General features: G+C 74.8%; 15 protein-coding genes. 4 read left to right on the forward strand and 11 right to left on the reverse strand.

Translation table 11 applies throughout. The annotated features are described in order from the left end of the window. Positions 1-120: 120 nt before the first annotated feature. The 8 genes from ACZ60X_RS20210 to rimP all read right to left on the reverse strand — a co-directional run bounded on the left by ACZ60X_RS20210 (position 121) and on the right by rimP (position 11,619). Positions 121-4,086, reverse strand: a complete 3,966-nt coding sequence (locus ACZ60X_RS20210; RefSeq protein ID WP_469600735.1) for a trypsin-like peptidase domain-containing protein — start codon at positions 4,084-4,086, stop codon at positions 121-123. Positions 4,087-4,596: 510 nt separating this feature from the next. After that, positions 4,597-5,502, reverse strand: coding sequence for a tRNA pseudouridine(55) synthase TruB (gene truB / locus ACZ60X_RS20215; RefSeq protein ID WP_469600138.1), 906 nt, complete (start codon positions 5,500-5,502; stop codon positions 4,597-4,599). Beyond that, positions 5,499-5,951, reverse strand: a complete 453-nt coding sequence (gene rbfA / locus ACZ60X_RS20220) for a 30S ribosome-binding factor RbfA (protein WP_469600140.1) — start codon at positions 5,949-5,951, stop codon at positions 5,499-5,501. The genes truB and rbfA overlap by 4 nt, the downstream gene beginning before the upstream one ends. Positions 5,952-6,003: 52 nt before the next feature. After that, the gene (locus tag ACZ60X_RS20225; protein WP_469600143.1) at positions 6,004-6,297 is read right to left on the reverse strand and encodes a DUF503 domain-containing protein; all 294 of its coding nucleotides are present in this window, start codon (positions 6,295-6,297) and stop codon (positions 6,004-6,006) included. 173 nt (positions 6,298-6,470) lie between these two features. Beyond that, complete coding sequence (gene infB / locus ACZ60X_RS20230) at positions 6,471-9,539, reverse strand: translation initiation factor IF-2 (protein WP_469600145.1); 3,069 nt, start codon at positions 9,537-9,539, stop codon at positions 6,471-6,473. A gap of 145 nt (positions 9,540-9,684) precedes the next feature. Next, positions 9,685-9,981, reverse strand: coding sequence for a YlxR family protein (locus ACZ60X_RS20235; protein ID WP_469600147.1), 297 nt, complete (start codon positions 9,979-9,981; stop codon positions 9,685-9,687). 121 nt (positions 9,982-10,102) lie between these two features. Beyond that, positions 10,103-11,089 carry a transcription termination factor NusA gene (gene nusA, locus ACZ60X_RS20240; RefSeq protein WP_469600149.1) on the reverse strand — a complete coding sequence of 329 codons (987 nt, stop codon included), beginning with the start codon at positions 11,087-11,089 and terminating at the stop codon, positions 10,103-10,105. A gap of 2 nt (positions 11,090-11,091) precedes the next feature. After that, complete coding sequence (gene rimP / locus ACZ60X_RS20245) at positions 11,092-11,619, reverse strand: ribosome maturation factor RimP (protein WP_469600152.1); 528 nt, start codon at positions 11,617-11,619, stop codon at positions 11,092-11,094. Between the two features lie 239 nt (positions 11,620-11,858). On the opposite strand from rimP, the gene ACZ60X_RS20250 reads away from it, so the two are divergent. From ACZ60X_RS20250 to ACZ60X_RS20260, 3 genes are read left to right on the forward strand one after another with little or no spacing between them, the layout of a single operon-like run. Then, complete coding sequence (locus tag ACZ60X_RS20250) at positions 11,859-12,368, forward strand: hypothetical protein (protein ID WP_469600154.1); 510 nt, start codon at positions 11,859-11,861, stop codon at positions 12,366-12,368. Beyond that, on the forward strand, positions 12,365-12,895 hold the full coding sequence (locus ACZ60X_RS20255; protein WP_469600156.1) for a ferritin-like domain-containing protein: 531 nt from the start codon (positions 12,365-12,367) through the stop codon (positions 12,893-12,895). Before ACZ60X_RS20250 ends, ACZ60X_RS20255 begins: the two co-directional genes overlap by 4 nt. Before the next feature lie 35 nt (positions 12,896-12,930). Beyond that, entirely contained in the window at positions 12,931-13,830 is a 900-nt protein-coding gene (locus ACZ60X_RS20260; protein WP_469600158.1) for an aminoglycoside phosphotransferase family protein, read from the forward strand. A 47-nt stretch (positions 13,831-13,877) separates the two neighbouring features. Here ACZ60X_RS20260 and ACZ60X_RS20265 read toward each other — a convergent pair whose 3' ends face one another. Further along, positions 13,878-14,075, reverse strand: a complete 198-nt coding sequence (locus tag ACZ60X_RS20265; protein ID WP_469600160.1) for a ferredoxin — start codon at positions 14,073-14,075, stop codon at positions 13,878-13,880. 3 nt (positions 14,076-14,078) lie between these two features. After that, positions 14,079-15,320 (reverse strand): NADH-ubiquinone oxidoreductase-F iron-sulfur binding region domain-containing protein, encoded by a 1,242-nt coding sequence (locus ACZ60X_RS20270; protein WP_469600162.1) that lies wholly within the window; start codon positions 15,318-15,320, stop codon positions 14,079-14,081. Positions 15,321-15,395: 75 nt separating this feature from the next. Here ACZ60X_RS20270 and ACZ60X_RS20275 point away from each other — a divergent pair, with 75 nt between their 5' ends. Then, the gene (locus ACZ60X_RS20275; RefSeq protein WP_469600164.1) at positions 15,396-15,647 is read left to right on the forward strand and encodes a hypothetical protein; all 252 of its coding nucleotides are present in this window, start codon (positions 15,396-15,398) and stop codon (positions 15,645-15,647) included. A 105-nt stretch (positions 15,648-15,752) separates the two neighbouring features. On the opposite strand, the gene ACZ60X_RS20280 is transcribed toward ACZ60X_RS20275, so the two are convergent. After that, positions 15,753-17,456: a proline--tRNA ligase gene (locus ACZ60X_RS20280; protein ID WP_469600166.1), complete on the reverse strand. Its 1,704-nt coding sequence runs from the start codon at positions 17,454-17,456 to the stop codon at positions 15,753-15,755. Between the last annotated feature and the right edge of the window lie 55 nt (positions 17,457-17,511).

The following is a 17,511-nucleotide window of genomic DNA, read 5'->3' on the forward strand; positions in this document are numbered from 1 at the left end:
GTGTCCGTGTCTACCTTGACCTCTTGTGCAGGTCTAAGGGTGCCATGCCGGGTGCCCCCGGCCCGCATCGGTATCGGTGCTGTGACCCGGCGCACGTTCACCGCCACCCTCCGGTACCGCTCAGGCCGGTACGCGCACGCCCGCCAGCCCCTCCAGCGTGCGGCGCGTGCTGGGCCCCACCACGGCGGCCCAGTCGTCGGGGGCCCCGGTGAGCCAGCGGGCCATCAGCGCGGCGAAACCGGGCACGTGCCGGCCGAGGTCCACCAGAGCGCGGTCGAAGCGGGTGGCCCCCTCGGGCGTGCGGACCATGAGCAGGCCGGTGCGGTGGACGAGCCCGCGCACCTCGCCCTCGGGGCGGTCGCCGTGGTCCGCCGCCGCGTGCAGGACGGCGGCGAGGACGGACGGTTCCCGTTCGGCGGCCAGCAGCACCTCCAGCAGTTCGCGGCGCAGCGGACGGGAGGCCGGGGTGCCCGCTGCGGCGAGGACGGCGGCGAGGGCCGCGCGCAGCGGTTCGGGACCGTCGTCCAGCAGGCCGGTGACGAGGGGCAGCAGGACGGGGCGGGCGGTCGGCCCCCGTTCCAGGCTCCGGTCCACGTCGGCGGCGAGCCGGCCGGCCAGGTACCCGGCGGTCTCCGGGCGCTGCCGCACGACGTCCCGGGCGACGTCGGCGACCGGGCGGGCCAGGGCCGGGGTGGCTGCCTCGCAGAGCGTACGGAGGGCTTCCGCCGCGCTCGCCGTGGCCGCTGGGGCAAGGGCGTTCGAGGGCTCTGGGGCGTCACGCGGCTCGGGGGCGAGCAGCCGGGTGCGGAAGGCTTCCAGGACCGGTTCGGGGTGGGTGGTCAGGGCCGGGGTCAGGGCGCTGGGCGGGAGATGCGGGTCGCCGTCGGCGAAGTGCCGCAGGGCGGCGGCGAGGTGCCGGTCCCTGGTGTGCGGGTCGTGGACCAGCAGGGCGAGCGCGCCGCCGTGCAGGAAGCGGTCGGCGGGGCGAGTGAGGACGGCGAGGGCGGCGAGCCGCAGCAGCGCGCGTTCGGTCTCCGTGCGCGCGTGCGGGGCTGTGCGCAGCCCGAACACGACCGCCGCCGCCCGGCGGACGGGACGCTCGTCGTGCGCCCAGCGGTCGACGGCCCGGCACAGGGCCGCCGGCTCGTCCTCGGCGAGCGTCGTGAGCAGTTCGCCGGCCCGCCGGTGGGCGCTCGCCACCAGCAGCTCGGTGAGGTCGTCCAGGGCGCGGTGCCGGTGCGTGTACAGCAGCGCCTGCGCGGCGGTCGCGACCGTGGCGTGCGGGGTCGCGGGCAGCGGCCGCTCATCGTCGAACCAGCGCGTCAGCTCGGGCTGTACGGCTCCGGGGGCGGCGGCGAGCAAGTGGGCGACGGCATCGAGATAGCGCCCGCCGGACGGCGTCCCGAAAGACAGCCGGCCGGCGTCACACCCGACGGCTCCCGAAGGCGGCGCCTGGCCAACACGGCCCCCGGCAGGACTCGGGGGCGCCTCGCCTGCACCGCCCCCGCCCGCCCCCGAGGACGCCCGACCGGCACCACCCCCGGCAGGACCCAAGAACACCTGACCGGCACCACCCCCCGCGGGACTCGAAGGTGCCTGGGCGGTACGGCACCCGGTGGGCCCCGGGAGCAACGGCCCGCGGCCGCGCTCGTCCCCCGCCGAAGGCTCCAGCCCGGTGCCGTGCCGGGCCGGTCCCTGGGGTGGTTGGTCGGTCAGGATCAGGCGGCGCAGGAGATCGAGGCGGTCGGCCTCCGGGGCGGGCAGCTCGGTCCAGAAGGCGGGCCCGAACTCGGCCGGTACGGTCCGCCCTGCCCGGCGCCAGGCCACGATCCGGTCGGCGAGCCGCCGCAGCACCTCGGTGTACGGCCTCGCGTCCGGCACCTCGAGCAGGGTACGGGCGAGCAGCCGGGCGGCCCACCAGGAACCGGGGTCCCGGTCGAGAGCGTCGGTCAAGTCCCGCAGCCGGACCGTGAGTTGGCGGGCCCCGCGCTGCCGGGCGAGCAGCAGCAGGGCCTGGACGACGGGGCCGACGCGGTGGTGCGGGACGGGCACGGGTGCGGCCTGCCCGGTGACCGGGGGGCGGTGGACGAGGGCGTGCAGGGCCTCGTCCAGATCGAGGTGGATGCCCTGGATCCAGTCGGCCAGTTCCTCGTGGGCGAAGCGGTAGCCGGTGCCGGCCGGGACGAGCAGGCCCTCGGCGAGCACGGCGGACGCCCAGCCGGTGCCGCCGCCGAGCCCGGCCGGGGCGGGACCCCACGGGAACACCGCCTCGAAGGACGCCCGGTCCAGCTCACCCTGGCCGGGCCCGAGACTGCGCCGGGCGGCCTCGTGCACCTGCCCGGCGACCCGCGCGGCGAGCCGGCGTACGGCGCTGCCGCGCGGGCCGCCGTTCTCGACGGCGAGGCGGACCGCGACGCGCAGGCACGCGAGGTCGAGATGGGCGGCGAACACCTCGTGCCGGTCGACGGGCCCGGCCCCGGCCAGGGCGTCGGGGGCGGCGGCACGGATCTCGGACAGCAACCGGAGGGTGAGCGGATGCCGGGCGTCGCGGTCGGCGAGGGCCCCGTCGGGAATCCCGTACCGGGCCCGGGCGCGGCGGGCCTCGTCGGCGGTGAGCGCGGCGATCCGGACGCAGGGCGGGACGGCAGGCTCGGTGGCCGTGACGGGCGCGACGGTTTCGACTGCAACGGCCGGAGTGCCGGCAGCCCCCGGAGGAGTCACCGCCGGGGCGTCCCCGGGCGCGTACAACAGGTCCGGCGGGAATTCCGTCCCCGCCCGCTCCCAGTACTCCTCCCGACAGGCCACCACCAGCCGCGCCCCGGTCCCGCGCAGCCAGTCGGCCGTGCCGCGGATCCACTCGGGCAGCCGGTGGGCGAGGACGGGCGGCATCTCCTCGGGGCCGTCGAGGAGGAGCAGCAGCGGGCGGCCGGTCCGGGTGGCGAGGCGGGCGAGCCGTTCGGGGGTGACGTCACCGAGGCCGTCGCAGCCGGCGCCGCGGGCGGCGGCGACGATCCGGGCGGCCCGCTCCAGGGTGCGGCGGGCCGCGTCGGCCACTGAACCGTCGGCGTCCGCGAGATCGGCGCCCCGCAGCCACAGCGTGGGCGCGGGCCGCTCGGTACCGGCCCGGCGCGCGGCGAGGGCCGCGAGTTCCGTCGTACGACCGCTGCCCGGGGGGCCGACCAGCGCCAGGACGGTCCGGTCACCGTCCGTGAAGGACGCCAACTCCCGTGCGGTACGCGCGCGTTCGACCGGCGCGGGGCCGCCGGGGCCGCGGTCGGGCGGGCCGTCCTGGCCGACCGAGGTGGCGGTCAGCTCCAGGACGCCGGCCAGGTTGAGATCGGCGCCGTACCCGGGCACGGTGGCGGCGTTGCGGGCGAGCAGCTCGGCGAGGGGGCCGTCGGCGGCGGGCCGCAGCGGGACCGCGAAGCCCACGTCGCGCTGCCCGGAGCGCAGGGCGGAGCCGAGGACGCCGAGGACCGCGCCGGTGTGCGCGTCCAGCACCGGGCCGCCCGCCGCGCCGCCGCCGAGCCTCAGCGCGTCCCGGCCTGCGGTGCCGACGGCCAGCTCCAGCGCGTCCTTCAGGGCGTGGGAGCGGTCGGTGGCGGTGTAGGTGGCCTCGGTGGCCGCCAGCACCCGCGCCTCGCGCCAGCAGCCCGCCGGGATCCGCACATAGGTGCCGGCGTCGATCCGCTCCCGCACGGTCAGCGGCAGCGGGTCCAGGTCCAGCCCCTCGGTACGCACCAGGGCCAGGCCGCGGTGGGGCAGCGGGATCACGGCGGCGGCATCGACCACGCACCCGCGCTCTCCCGCGCCGTCGTCCGTGGCGGACGGCAGGGCGTGCAGGACGAGCCGGGGCAGGCCGTCCACGGCCTCGTGACTGGTGAGCAGGGTGCCGTCGTGATCGGCGACGAAACCGACGCCCCGCGGGCGGCCGGCCAGGTCGCTGATCCGGACCAGCGCGGGGGCGAGGGGACGCGGCGCAGTGGACGGCGGGACGGAGGCACCGTCGGACGGCGCGGCGAACGCCGAACCGCGCGACCCGACGGCCCACGAACCGCACGGTGCACCGGACCCCGAACCGGACACCGCGGCGAACCCCGAACCGGACACCGCGGCGAACCCCGGACCGGACACCGGTCCGAACGGCCCGCCGGACCACGAACCGGCCCCTGCACCGGAGCACGAACCCGCCCGCGGGCCGGACGGCGGAGCGAACGCCGGATCGGGCGACGGCGGGCCCGGTGGTGGAGTCGATGCGCGGCCGGTGTCCCGCTCCGGCTCCCGGCGACCGTTCTCGGTGCGCGGGCCCCGTCCCGCCATGGCCGTACCTCCCCGCCCGTGCCCCTGCCTGACCTCGACGGTAGGCGCGCGATGATCGGCGGGACAGAGCGCACGGCGAACGCGCCCCCATCCACTCCCCCGGTTCACTCCGAGCGCCTGCCCGGACGGGTGAATAGCCGGGTGCCGCTGGATAACCCTAGGGATGGGGGAACCGAGGGGGGACCGTGGAGCGGCGGCAGGAGCCCACCCCGTGGCCGGCCGCCGCTCCACGGGCGAACGCCCCTGGCCGCCGCCTCGGCCGAAGGGGCCGGGCTCTCAGCCGAAGACGGCCAGGCTCTTGGCCTTGCCCCGCTGTTCCTCGACCAGCGCGAGGAAACGGCCGCCGCCGTCGAAGACGGCCACGGGACCGGCGCCCGCGTACTCGCCGGGCATCTCCAGCCGTACGCCGTTGAGCAGCAGCCGGGACCGCTTGGCGTCCACCTCCCAGCGCGGGAACGCCGCCGCGGCGGCGTCGGCCATGGGCATCACGGTGAGTTCCTGCTGGAGCTGGTCCAGCGTCTTCGCCGTGTCGAGCCTGTACGGCCCGACGCGCGTGCGGCGCAGCGCCGTGAGGTGGCCGCCGACGCCGAGCCCGGCGCCGAGGTCCCGGGCGAGGGCGCGGATGTAGGTGCCGGAGGAGCAGACGACGGACACGACCAGGTCGAGCACGGGGGTGCCGTCCTCGGCGACCGCGTCGCGGACGTCGTACACCGTGAAGGACGAGACGGTCACCGGGCGGGCCGGGATCTCGAAGTCCTCACCCTCGCGGGCCCGCTTGTACGACCGTACGCCGTCGATCTTGATGGCGCTGACCTTGGACGGCACCTGCATGATGGCGCCGGTCAGCTCGGCGATGCCGGCGTCGATCGCGTCCCGGCTCACCTTGGCGGCGTCGGCGGACGAGGTGATCTCGCCCTCGGCGTCGTCGGTGACCGTGTTCTGGCCCAGGCGGATCGTGCCCAGGTACTCCTTCTCGGTCAGCGCGAGGTGGCCGAGGAGCTTGGTGGCGCGCTCGATGCCGAGGACCAGGACGCCGGTCGCCATCGGGTCGAGGGTGCCGGCGTGGCCGACGCGGCGGGTCCGGGCGATCCCGCGCATCTTGGCGACCACGTCGTGCGAAGTGAAGCCCGACGGCTTGTCGACGATGACGAGGCCGTCGGGCGGGGTGGGCTTGCTGGTCATTCGGCGCTGTCGTCCGTCTCCTCGTCGGAACCCGGCTTCCTGTACGGGTCCGCCTCACCGGCGTAGGAGGCGCCCGCGGACGCCTCGCGCACCGCGGCGTCGGACTGCCGGGCGCGGTCGAGGAGGTCCTCGATGGTCCGGGCGGTGTCCGGAAGGGCGTCCGCGACGAAGGTCAGGGTCGGCGTGAACTTCACCCCGGCGGCCCTGCCGACCTCCGACCGGAGGATGCCCTTGGCGCTCTCCAGACCGGCGGCCGCGGCCTTCCGCTCCTCCTCGTCCCCGTAGACCGTGTAGAAGACGGTCGCCTCCCGCAGGTCGCCCGTGACCCGGGTGTCCGTGATGGTGACGTGCGAGCCGAGCCGCGGGTCCTTGATCCCGCGCTGCAGCTTCTGGGCCACCACCTCTCGGATGAGGTCCGCCAGCCTTTTCGCCCGCGCGTTGTCGGCCACTGGTCCGTCTCCCGTTCTTTCTTTCCTGTTGCGTTGCTGTGGTCTGGTCGCGTCAGTCGTCTTCGCCGTGGAATCGGCGTCGGACCGACAGCAGCTCCACCTCGGGGCGGCCGGCGACCAGCCGCTCGCAGCGGTCGAGTACGTCGCGCAGATGCCCCGCGTCGCCGGAGACCATCGCCAGGCCGATGACGGCCCTGCGATGGAGGTTCATATGGTCCACCTCGGCCGCGCTCACCGCGTACTTCCGCTGGAGCTCGGCGACGATCGGGCGGACGACGGAGCGTTTCTCCTTCAACGAGTGGACGTCGCCGAGGAGGAGGTCGAAGGACAGAGTCCCCACGTACATGTGTGTAGCCGGTTCACCCGCCGGTACGGGATCGGTTGCCCTCGGGCCACGGTACCGCTTGCCTGCCGGCGGCTCGACCGGGTTTCGGTGCCGTGGGCCGCGCTGCCCCCGGGAACGGCAAGCTGGCCGGCGGGACCGAGATCCCGCCGGCCAGCTTCACACGCCGTAGGCCGTTACGCCCGCGGCTTCTCGCGCATCTCGTACGTCGCGATGACGTCGTCGACCTTGATGTCGTTGAAGTTGCCGAGGTTGATACCGCCCTCGAAGCCTTCGCGGATCTCGGTGACGTCGTCCTTGAAGCGGCGCAGGCCCTCGATGTTGAGGTTCTCCGCGACCACCTTGCCGTCGCGGATGAGGCGCGCCTTGGTGTTGCGGCGGACCTCGCCCGAGCGGATGAGGACACCGGCGATGTTGCCCAGCTTGGACGACTTGAAGACCTCGCGGATCTCCGCCGTGCCGAGCTCGACCTCCTCGTACTCCGGCTTGAGCATGCCCTTCAGGGCCGCCTCGATCTCCTCGATCGCCTGGTAGATGACCGAGTAGTACCGGACGTCCACGCCCTCGCGCTCGGCCATCTGCGCCGCGCGGCCGGCCGCGCGGACGTTGAAGCCGATCACGATGGCGTCGGAGCCCATCGCCAGGTCGATGTCGGACTCCGTGACCGCACCGACGCCGCGGTGCAGGACGCGGATGTCGACCTCTTCGCCGACGTCCAGCTGGAGCAGGGAGGATTCCAGCGCCTCGACCGATCCGGACGCGTCGCCCTTGATGATCAGGTTCAGCTGCTGGACCTCGCCGGCCTTCAGCACCTTGTCCAGGTCCTCCAGCGACACGCGGCGCGTGCGCTTGGCGAACGCGGCGTTGCGCTCACGGGCGGCGCGCTTCTCCGCGATCTGGCGGGCCGTACGGTCCTCGTCGACCACGAGGAAGTTGTCGCCGGCGCCCGGGACGTTGGTCAGGCCGAGGACCTGGACCGGCGTCGAGGGACCGGCCTCGGCGACGTTGTTGCCGTTGTCGTCGAGCATGGCGCGGACGCGGCCGTAGGCGTCGCCCACCACCATCGTGTCGCCGACCCGCAGCGTGCCTCGCTGGACGAGGACCGTCGCCACGGCACCGCGGCCGCGGTCGAGGCGGGACTCGATCGAGATGCCCTGCGCGTCCTGGTTCGGGTTGGCCCGCAGGTCGAGCGAGGCGTCGGCGGTCAGGACGACCGCTTCGAGCAGGTCGTCGATGTGCAGACCCTGCTTGGCGGAGATGTCGACGAACATCGTGTCGCCGCCGTACTCCTCGGCCACCAGCCCGTACTCGGTCAGCTGACCGCGCACCTTGGTCGGGTCGGCGCCCTCGACGTCGATCTTGTTGACCGCGACGACGATCGGGACGTCGGCCGCCTTGGCGTGGTTGAGCGCCTCGACCGTCTGCGGCATGACGCCGTCGTTGGCCGCGACGACCAGGATCGCGATGTCGGTCGACTTCGCACCACGGGCACGCATGGCGGTGAACGCCTCGTGACCCGGGGTGTCGATGAAGGTGATCTTGCGCTCTTCGTCGTTGACCTCGGTCGCGACCTGGTAGGCACCGATGTGCTGGGTGATGCCGCCGGCCTCGCCCGCGATGACGTTCGTCTTGCGGATCGCGTCGAGCAGTCGGGTCTTACCGTGGTCGACGTGGCCCATGACGGTGACGACCGGCGGGCGGACCACCAGGTCCTCCTCGTCGCCCTCGTCCTCGCCGAACTCGATGTCGAAGGACTCGAGCAGCTCGCGGTCCTCCTCCTCCGGGCTGACGATCTGAACCGTGTAGTTCATCTCGTCGGCGAGGAGCTGCAGCGTCTCGTCGGAGACGGACTGCGTCGCGGTGACCATCTCGCCGAGGTTCATCATGACCGCGACGAGGGACGCCGGGTTGGCGTTGATCTTCTCCGCGAAGTCGGTGAGCGACGCGCCGCGGGAGAGACGGATGGTCTCGCCGTTGCCGCGCGGCAGCATCACGCCGCCGACGCTCGGGGCCTGCATGGCCTCGTACTCCTGGCGACGCTGCCGCTTCGACTTGCGGCCACGACGCGCCGGACCGCCGGGACGGCCGAAGGCGCCCTGCGTGCCACCGCGGCCACCGGGGCCGCCGGGACGACCGCCGAAGCCGGGACGGCCACCGCCGCCGGCACCGGGACCACCGGGACGGCCGGCGAAACCGCCGCCACCGCCGCCGCCACCGGGACGGCCGGCGAAACCGCCGCCACCGCCGCCGGGACGGGCGAAGCCGCCGCCACCGCCGGGACGACCGCCGCCGCCACCGGGACGGCCGCCGCCACCGGGACCACGGCCACCGGGGCCACCGCCACCGGGACGCGGGCCGGCAGCGGGACGCTGCGGCATCATGCCGGGGTTCGGACGCGGACCGGCCGGGCCGGGACGCGGGCCGCCCTGCGGGCGGGGCATGCCGGCCGGCGACGGACGCGGACCGCCGGGAGCCTGCGGACGCGGACCGCCGCCCTGGGCGCCGGGCGCCTGCGGACGGGGAGCGCCGCCGGGACCGCCGGGGCCGGGACGCGGGCCGCCCTGCGGGCGCGGGGCCTGCGGACGGGCCATGCCGGTGGAGCCACCGGAGGTGAAGGGGTTGTTGCCGGGACGCGGACCGGCCGGACGGGCGCCCGGACGCGGGGCCTGGCCGCCGGGACGCGGGGCGCCCTGGCCCGGACGGGCCTGGCCCTGACCGCCGGCGCCCGGACGGGCACCGCCGGGCTTCGGGGCGCCCGGACGGGCGCCGGGACGCGGACCCTGCGCGGCCGGAGCCTGCGGGGTCCGCTCGGCCGGGGCAGCCGGCGGAGCGGTGAACTCCGGGGCGGCCGGGGCCGGTCGCGGCGCGGGCTTCGGACCCGGCACCGGACGCGGGCCGGGGGCCTGCGCGGGTGCCGCGGGGGCCGACGGGGCGGCCGGCTGCTGGGCAGCGGGCGCCGTCGCAGGCTTGGGGGCTGCCGGCCGCGGGGCCGGGGCAGCCGGACGGGCCGCCTGCGCCGGAGAGGGCGCGGCGGGCCTGGGGGAAGCCTTGCGCGGGGCGGGCTTGCCGGCGGACTTGCCGGTGCCACCGCCCTGGAAGGCGTCGGTCAGCTTGCGTACAACCGGCGCTTCGATGGTCGAAGACGCCGAACGGACGAATTCACCGAGTTCCTGGAGCTTGGCCATGACGACCTTGCTCTCGACACCGAACTCCTTGGCGAGTTCGTAGACCCGGACCTTAGCCACTTCGCTCCTTTGAGGTCCGGGTTGAAGCCGGACCGTCGCTAGTTCATGGGCGTACTCATCGCGTACTCATCGAGTGCTCATCGCAATCTCGACCTGCTTTCGACTCGCGAGGTACCAGGCCGCACGGGGTTCCGTGCGACGCGTCTTACGGTGTTGCCTGCTCGGCAACTGTTGTCTGCTCGACGTATCGACGCAACGCCTTTGTGTCGAGCGGCCCCGGGACGCGCAGTGCCCGCGGGAACGCCCGGCGGCGTACCGCCTGGTCGAGACAGACCAGGGCGGGGTGCACATAGGCACCCCGGCCGGGCAGCGTACCGCGAGGATCGGGGGCGCACGCGTCCTCGATCTTCACGATCCGCAGGAGATCGTTCTTGGCCGCCCGCTCCCGGCACCCCACACAGGTGCGTTCAGGGCATGCTCGGGTGTGCGTCCGGCCAGACACAGTTAAGTCTACCTCCCCGCACCGACCTCACCCCTTCGGGGCAAAGATCGAACGGTTGTTGTCGTAAACCAAGCGGCCTGCGGCTTGGATCTATTCCCGGTTCCCGGCCCGATCGCCCGGCTTACTCGCCGGTCTGCTCGGTGTCCGGGCGGATGTCGATGCGCCAGCCGGTGAGCCGGGCGGCCAGACGGGCGTTCTGCCCCTCCTTGCCGATCGCCAGCGACAGCTGGTAGTCCGGCACGGTCACCCGGGCGGAGCGCGAGGCGAGGTCGACGACCTCCACCTTGCTCACCCGAGCGGGTGACAGGGCGTTCGCCACCATCTCCGCCGGGTCGTCCGACCAGTCGACGATGTCGATCTTCTCGCCGTTCAGCTCGCCCATCACGTTGCGCACCCGGCCGCCCATCGGGCCGATGCAGGCACCCTTGGCGTTCAGGCCCGAACGGGTGGACCGTACGGCGATCTTGGTGCGGTGGCCTGCCTCGCGGGCGATCGCCGCGATCTCGACCGAGCCGTCGGCGATCTCCGGCACCTCCAGGGCGAAGAGCTTCTTCACCAGGTTGGGGTGCGTGCGGGAGAGGGTCACGGAGGGGCCGCGGACGCCCTTCGCCACCCGGACGACGTACGAGCGCAGGCGCATGCCGTGCGGGTAGGTCTCGCCGGGGACCTGCTCCTGCACGGGCAGGATGGCCTCCAGCTTGCCGATGTCGACCAGCACGTTCTTGGGGTCGCGGCCCTGCTGGACCACACCGGTGACGATGTCGCCCTCCCGGCCCGCGTACTCGCCGAGCGTCGCGTCGTCCTCGGCGTCGCGCAGCCGCTGCAGGATCACCTGCTTGGCGGTGGTGGCGGCGATCCGGCCGAAGCCCGACGGCGTGTCGTCGAACTCGCGCGGCTCCTGCCCCTCCTCCAGGTCCTCGGGATCCTCCTTCGCCCACACGGTCACATGCCCGGTCTCCCGGTTGAGCTCCACGCGCGCGTGTCGGCGGCTTCCCTCGGTGCGGTGGTAGGCGATGAGGAGGGCCGACTCGATCGCCTCGACCAGCAGGTCGAAGGAGATCTCCTTCTCCCTGACCAAGCCCCGCAGGGCGCTCATGTCGATGTCCACGGCTACGCCTCCTCCTCTTCCTTCATGTCCTTCTCGGCCTTGTCGGCCTTGTCTTCCTTGCGGTTGAACTCGACCTGCACGCGCGCCCTGGCGATCTGGGGGAAGCCGAGCCTGCGGCTGGTGGCCTTGCGGCCCTTGACCCCGGGGACCTCGACGTCGAGACCGTCCTCGTCGACCTGCAGAATCCTGGCGACCAGCTCGCCGCCCTCGGCCAGCGTGAACCTCACGAGCCGGTCGGTGGCACGCACGTAGTGCCGGTGCTCGGTGAGGAGGCGCTCCGCGCCGGGGGTGCCGACCTCCAGGTCGTACGCCGCGTCGCCCATCGCGTCGGTCTCGTCGAGCCTCGCCGAGAGCGCACGGCTCACATCGGCGACGGCGTCCAGATCGGCTCCGGCGTCGGAGTCGACGACCACGCGCAGCACCCGCTTGCGTCCGACGGAGTCCACGGTGATCTCTTCGAGATCCAGCCCCTGGGAGGTGACGAGCGGTTCCAGCAGCTCTCGCAGCCTCTCGCTCTGGGTGGTGCTCATCCGGGTGACTCCTCGGCCGCGTGTGCTGTTGTGGGATGGGTCGCGTGTCTGGTCAAAGGGTATCCGGTCGCAGGGGGTGTTGCCGTCCCCTCCGGGGCCGGGCCGGTCCATGCGGGCGCCCGCGCCCCGCGGCCGGGCCGGCTGAGCCGGTGACATGAAGCGGGGGACCGCGCGGGTACCGTGATCACGGCGGGCCGCCCCCGCCCGTGTGTTCGTACGAGCCCCCGAGGACGTCAGCCGTGCCGTACCCCCCACCCGTGCGCATCCCCTCGGGTCCGCGCAGAAGAGCCCTGCTCGCCTCGGCCGCTGGCGCCGCCCTGCTGGCCGGCTGCACGTCCGGTACGGACTCCGGTGAGGGCGCCGCCGCCTCGGTGACGGCACGGGCACGCGCGCGTGCGGCCGCGGACAGCCGGGCACTGCTGGCCCGCTACGACGCCGTCCTCGCCGCGCACCCGGGCCTCGCCGACCGGCTGCGCCCGCTGCGCGCCCAGGTGGCCGCCCACGCCCGGGCGTTCACGGACGCCACGACGCCCGCACCCGCGAAGTCCTCGGTCTCCCCCGCTCCTTCCCCGACCGCCCCGGCCGCCGCGAAGGACGCCCTCGCCGCCCTGGCGAGCGCCGAGCGCACGCTCGCCGACCGGCGCGTCGCGGCTCTGCCGGACGTGCCGGGGGAGCTGGCGCGGCTGCTGGCGTCGGTGGCGGCGGCCGGGGCCGCGCACGCGTATCTGCTGACCGAGGGGGCGAAGTGAGCGGCGGCGACGGGACGAAGGCCGCGCAGAAGGCGGAACTGACCGCGTTGCAGGCGGCGCTGGCGGCCGAGCACGCGGCGGTGTACGGCTACGGCGTCGTCGGCGGCCGGATCGCCGAGGCGCGCCGGGGCGAGGCGCGCGCCGCGTGGGACGCGCACCGGGCCCGCCGGGACGCGCTGACCCGCGAGGTGCGCGATCTGGGCGGCCTGCCGGTCGCCGCGGACGCCGCCTACGCGCTGCCCTTCCCGGTGCCCGACGCGGCGGCGGCGCTGCGGCTGGCCGCCCGGCTGGAGGAGCGGCTGGCCGGGGTGTACGCGGACCTGGTGCGGGCGGCGACGGGCGCGCGGCGCGGGGCGGCGGCCGGGGCGCTCCGGGAGGCCGCGGTGCGCGCGGTGCGCTGGAGCGGGCAGAGCGTAGCCTTCCCTGGACTCGCCGAGCGGGCCGCCGAGGGGACGACCGGCGAGGGGACGGGCGCGGCCGGTACGACGGCCGGCACGACGCCGCCGGCCTCCGACTCGACCCCGTGACCCGCTGACCCCGGACTGGAAGGAAACGCTCGCGCATGGTTCTCGAACCGCCGCCGCGCCTGGTGAGGGCGCTCGGTGAAACGGCCCCGGACGGCGACGGCTGGCTGGCGGAGCTGCCGCGGATCGCCGAACGGGCTCTCGCCGCGCGGGAGTTGACCGTGGAGCGGGTGCAGGTGCCGGGCGGGCGCAGCAGCCTGGTGGTCCTGGTGCGGGGCGCGGACGGCACCCCGGCGGTGCTGAAGCTGGCCCCGCCCCGGGCCCGCCCGGAGAGCGAGCGGGCGGCGTTGGCGCACTGGGGCGGCCTGGGTGCCGTACAGCTGCTGGAAGCCGGCGGCGAGGAGGGGGTGCTGCTGCTGGAGCGACTGCACCCGGATGTGTCGGTGCGCTCGCTGCCGGAGGCGAAGGCGCTGCTGGAGGCGGCGGGGACGCTGCGCCGGCTGTGGGTCGAGCCACCGGCCGGCCATGTCTTCGAGACGGTCGCCGAGCGCACCGGTCGGCAGGCGGCGGCGATGCGGGCGGGCGCGGGCGCCGACCCGGAGGTGGCGCCGCTGGTCGACGCGGCACTCGCGGCGCGCGCGGAGCTGCTGGCCGCGCCGCTCGAACACCGGTTGCTGCACGGCACGTTCCGGCAGAGCAAGGTGCTGTCCGGGGAGCGGATGCCGTGGCTCGCGGTGGGTCCGGACCCGGTGGTCGGCGAGTGCGCCTTCGACCTGGCGCGGCTGGTGCGGGACCGGGTCGAGGACCTGATCGCGTCGCCGTCCGGCGCGGCGACCGTACGGCGGCGGATCAAGCGGCTCGCCGAGTCCCTGGAGGTCGACCAGGAGCGGCTGCGCGGCTGGACCCTGTTCCGGGCGGTGGAGTCGGGGGTGCGGGCCCTCAGGGTGGGCCGGCCGAAGGACGGGGAACTGCTGCTGGAGTTCGCGGGCTGGCTCTAGCGCCCCGGCAGGCAACGTTCGCCCCGTCGCGGTACCGACTCATCCGCTCATCCGGTCAGCCGGAGCGCCGGCGCCGGGCAGTGCGCGGCCGCCCTCCTGGCCCGCTTCACGACGTGTGCCGGGAGCGGGGCGCCGTCGAGGAGCGGGTAGCCCCACTCGTCCGGGGTGACGACCTCCGGGAGCAGCTCGGCGCACAGGCCGTGCCCTTGGCAGGAGGTCCAGTCGACGGTGAGGTGCCGGTCCATCGCTCAGGCCTCCTCGCCGGCAGGGGCAGCAGGGGCGTGGGGCGGGCGTGGTGCACAACGCCCTTGCGTGGGCGTCCAGTTCGGCGGCGAAGACGGTGAGTGCGCTGCGCACCAGGCGGACCGAGCCGTCGGGGTGGTGGCAGGCTCCCCGGCGCTCGGCCAGGCCGGACCAGCGGAGGGTGTCCTCGCGGGCGGTGCCCTGCGGACCGGCGTGGCCAGGGTCTGGAAGGCGGCCGCGATCCGGGGCAGGCCGTTCAGGCAGGGCCCGCACTGGCCGGCCGACTGCAGGGCCGGGTAGCGCAGGACGCGGGCGGTCTCGGTGAGGCCGCAGCGGGTGGCGGGGAGCGCGGCCGGCACCCCGGCGCCGAGGGTGCGCGTGCCGAGCGGGTGCCGGTTCGCCTCGGCGGCCGGGAGCCAGGTGCCGTGGTAGCCGCCGACCAGGACGGCGGACATGCCGGCCAGGGGCAGCAGGCGGCCGACCGGCAGCCCCAGGGGGGCCTCCGCCACCCGGGGTTCGCGTCCGGGCACGTGCAGGGTGCACAGCACGCTGCCCGGCTCGGCCGGGGTCCCGGCGCTGCGGAACCAGTCGGCGCCGTAGCGGGCGATCAGGGCGAGGTGGGCCAGGGTCTCCACGTCCTGCACCAGGGTCGGCGCCCGGCGCGCCCCCCGCTCGCGGACCGGCGGCTCGGGGTGTGCGGGCAGCGCGGGGCCGCCGCAGACGTAGCGGACGAGGGCCGAGGCCTGCCCGGCCAGGAACCGCCGGGGCAGCCGGGGCAGCCGGGGCAGCCGGGGCAGCCGGACGACCGTGACGGGCAGCGGGTCGTGCCGTTCGGCGAGCGCGGCCTGGAGCCGGCCGGCGCCGCCCTCCACCGCCAGGAAGGCCTCGCCCGCGCCGACGGCCGCGGCGGTCGTCCGCAGGCCGTCCAGCACGAGGTGTGGCGACAGGCACCGCAGGGTGCGGTCCTTGTGACTGGCCGGTTCGCTCTCCGCGCCGTTCGCCACGACCACCGGCGCCCGCCGTGCGCGCCGGCCGGCGTCGGCGACGGCGACGGACTTCCGGTACGCCGGGAAGGCGGCTCCGCCGCGGCCGGTGAGCCCCGACGCGGCGAGTGCGCGCAGCAGGTCGTCCGGGGTCGCCCGGGGCAGGGGGCCGTAGCGCTGCTGGTGGGTGGTGAGGTCCGCCGGGGTGCCGCCCGGGGTGAGCAGGCGTGGGGACAGGCGCAGGTCGGGGAAGGTGGCGGTCATGGGCGGGCTCCGTGGGCCGTGCCGAGCGGGGCGGCGGGGGTGCGGCCTCCCGTGCGCTCGCGGGTGCCCCCTCCGGTGTCCGAGCCGGAGCTGGAGGTGCTGGTGGAGCCGGAGTTGGATGTGGTACTGCCGGAACTGGTGGTACTGGAACTGGTGGTGCTCACCGCCGTGTCGGCCTTCGCGTGCATCGTGCCGATCAGCGCGAACATTTCGGCCGCCGCCGACAGCGTGATCGCCGCCGCGACGGCCGCGGTGCGCCGGGTACCTCTGGGGACCGCTGCCGCGGCACCCCGTTCCCCGGTGTTCATGGCCGTTCCCCTCCCGTAGAGCCGTGACGTGCTGTCACGTCCCACGGTCGGGGAACGACCTGGGAGAAGTCCGTGAGGCGTCCGTGCGCCCCCGCAGAAGTCCCTGAAAGACCCCTTGAGAACCTCAGGCGGTGAGGCGCGCGATGGCGTCCTGCACCGACAGCTCCTCGCGCTCGCCGGTCCTGCGGTCCTTCAGCTCCACGACGCCCTCACCCGAGCGGCGGCCCGCGACCAAAATCTGCGGGACGCCGATCAGCTCGGCGTCGGTGAACTTCACGCCCGGCGAGACACCGGCCCGGTCGTCCACCAGGACGCGGACACCGGCGGCGGCCAGCTTCTCGGCGACGTCGAGGGCCAGCTCGGTCTGCAGGGCCTTGCCGGCGGCGACGACGTGCACGTCGGCCGGGGCGACCTCCTTGGCCCACACCAGGCCCTTGTCGTCGGCGTTCTGCTCGGCGAGCGCGGCGACGGCACGCGAGACGCCGATGCCGTAGGAGCCCATGGTGACGCGGACCGGCTTGCCGTTCTGGCCGAGGACGTCGAGCTTGAGGGCGTCGGCGTACTTGCGGCCCAGCTGGAAGATGTGGCCGATCTCGATGGCGCGGTCCAGCTTCAGGCCGGTGCCGCACTGCGGGCAGGGGTCGCCGTCCTGGACCACGACGACGTCGACGTACTCGCCGACCTCGAAGTCGCGGCCGGCGACGACGTTCTTCGCGTGCGTGTGCTCCTTGTTGGCGCCGGTGATCCAGGCGGTGCCGGGGGCCACGCGCGGGTCGGCGATGTACTTCACCTTCTCGCCCAGGCCCTGCGGGCCGACGTAGCCGCGCACCAGGTCGGGGCGGCCGGCGAAGTCGGCCTCGGTGACCATCTCGACGACCGCCGGGGCGAAGTGCGCCTCCACCTTGTCCATGTCGACCTCGCGGTCGCCGGGGACGCCCACGGCGACGATCTCGCCGTCCACCTTGACCAGCAGGTTCTTCAAAGTGGCGGAGGCGGGGACGCCGAGGGAGGCGGCCAGGGTCTCGATGGTGGGGGTGTCCGGGGTGGGGATCTCCTGCGCCGCGGGCACGGCGGAGGCGTCGACGGGCTTGAGGGCGTAGGTGATCGCCTCGGTGTTGGCGGCGAAGTCGCAGTTCGGGCAGTCGGCGAAGGTGTCCTCGCCGGCCTCGGCCGGGGCGAGGAACTCCTCGGACTTGGAGCCGCCCATGGCGCCGGCGGTGGCGGCGCAGATGCGGTAGTCCAGGCCGAGGCGCTTGAAGACGCGCTGGTAGGCCTCGCGGTGCAGGGCGTAGGACTTCGCCAGGCCCTCGTCCTCGGTGTCGAAGGAGTACGAGTCCTTCATCAGGAACTCGCGGCCGCGCAGGATGCCGGCGCGGGGGCGGGCCTCGTCGCGGAACTTGGTCTGGATCTGGTAGAGGATCACCGGCAGGTCCTTGTAGGACGTGCACTGGTCCTTGACCAGGAGGGTGAAGATCTCCTCGTGGGTGGGGCCGAGGAGGTAGTCGCCGCCCTTGCGGTCCTTGAGCCGGAACAGCTCCTGGCCGTACTCGTCCCAGCGGCCGGTCGCCTCGTACGGCTCCTTGGGCAGCAGCGCGGGGAGGGTGACCTCCTGGGCGCCGATGGCGTCCATCTCCTCGCGGACGATCCGCTCGACGTTGGCGAGGACCTTCTTGCCGAGGGGCAGCCAGCTCCAGATGCCGGCGGCGGTCCGGCGGACGTAGCCGGCGCGGACGAGGAGCTTGTGGCTGAGGACCTCGGCGTCCGCCGGGTCGTCGCGCAGGGTCTTCGCCATCAACTGGGACATGCGCTGGACCGGTGCTTTCGCCATGGCTCTCGTACTCCTGGGGGTAAGGGTGATGGCTAGGAGGTTAGCCGGGCCGCCT

The sequence above is a fragment of the Streptomyces sp. NPDC104106 genome (assembly GCF_055584345.1).

Bases quoted from the DNA above. Each gene is read 5' to 3' on its own strand.
- truB (WP_469600138.1), bottom strand. From the start codon at position 5,502: ATGACCAGCAAGCCCACCCCGCCCGACGGCCTCGTCATCGTCGACAAG.
- ACZ60X_RS20225 (WP_469600143.1), bottom strand. From the start codon at position 6,297: ATGTACGTGGGGACTCTGTCCTTCGACCTCCTCCTCGGCGACGTCCAC.
- rimP (WP_469600152.1), bottom strand. From the start codon at position 11,619: ATGAGCACCACCCAGAGCGAGAGGCTGCGAGAGCTGCTGGAACCGCTC.
- ACZ60X_RS20260 (WP_469600158.1), top strand. From the start codon at position 12,931: ATGGTTCTCGAACCGCCGCCGCGCCTGGTGAGGGCGCTCGGTGAAACG.
- ACZ60X_RS20265 (WP_469600160.1), bottom strand. From the start codon at position 14,075: ATGGACCGGCACCTCACCGTCGACTGGACCTCCTGCCAAGGGCACGGC.
- ACZ60X_RS20270 (WP_469600162.1), bottom strand. From the start codon at position 15,320: ATGACCGCCACCTTCCCCGACCTGCGCCTGTCCCCACGCCTGCTCACC.
- ACZ60X_RS20280 (WP_469600166.1), bottom strand. From the start codon at position 17,456: ATGGCGAAAGCACCGGTCCAGCGCATGTCCCAGTTGATGGCGAAGACC.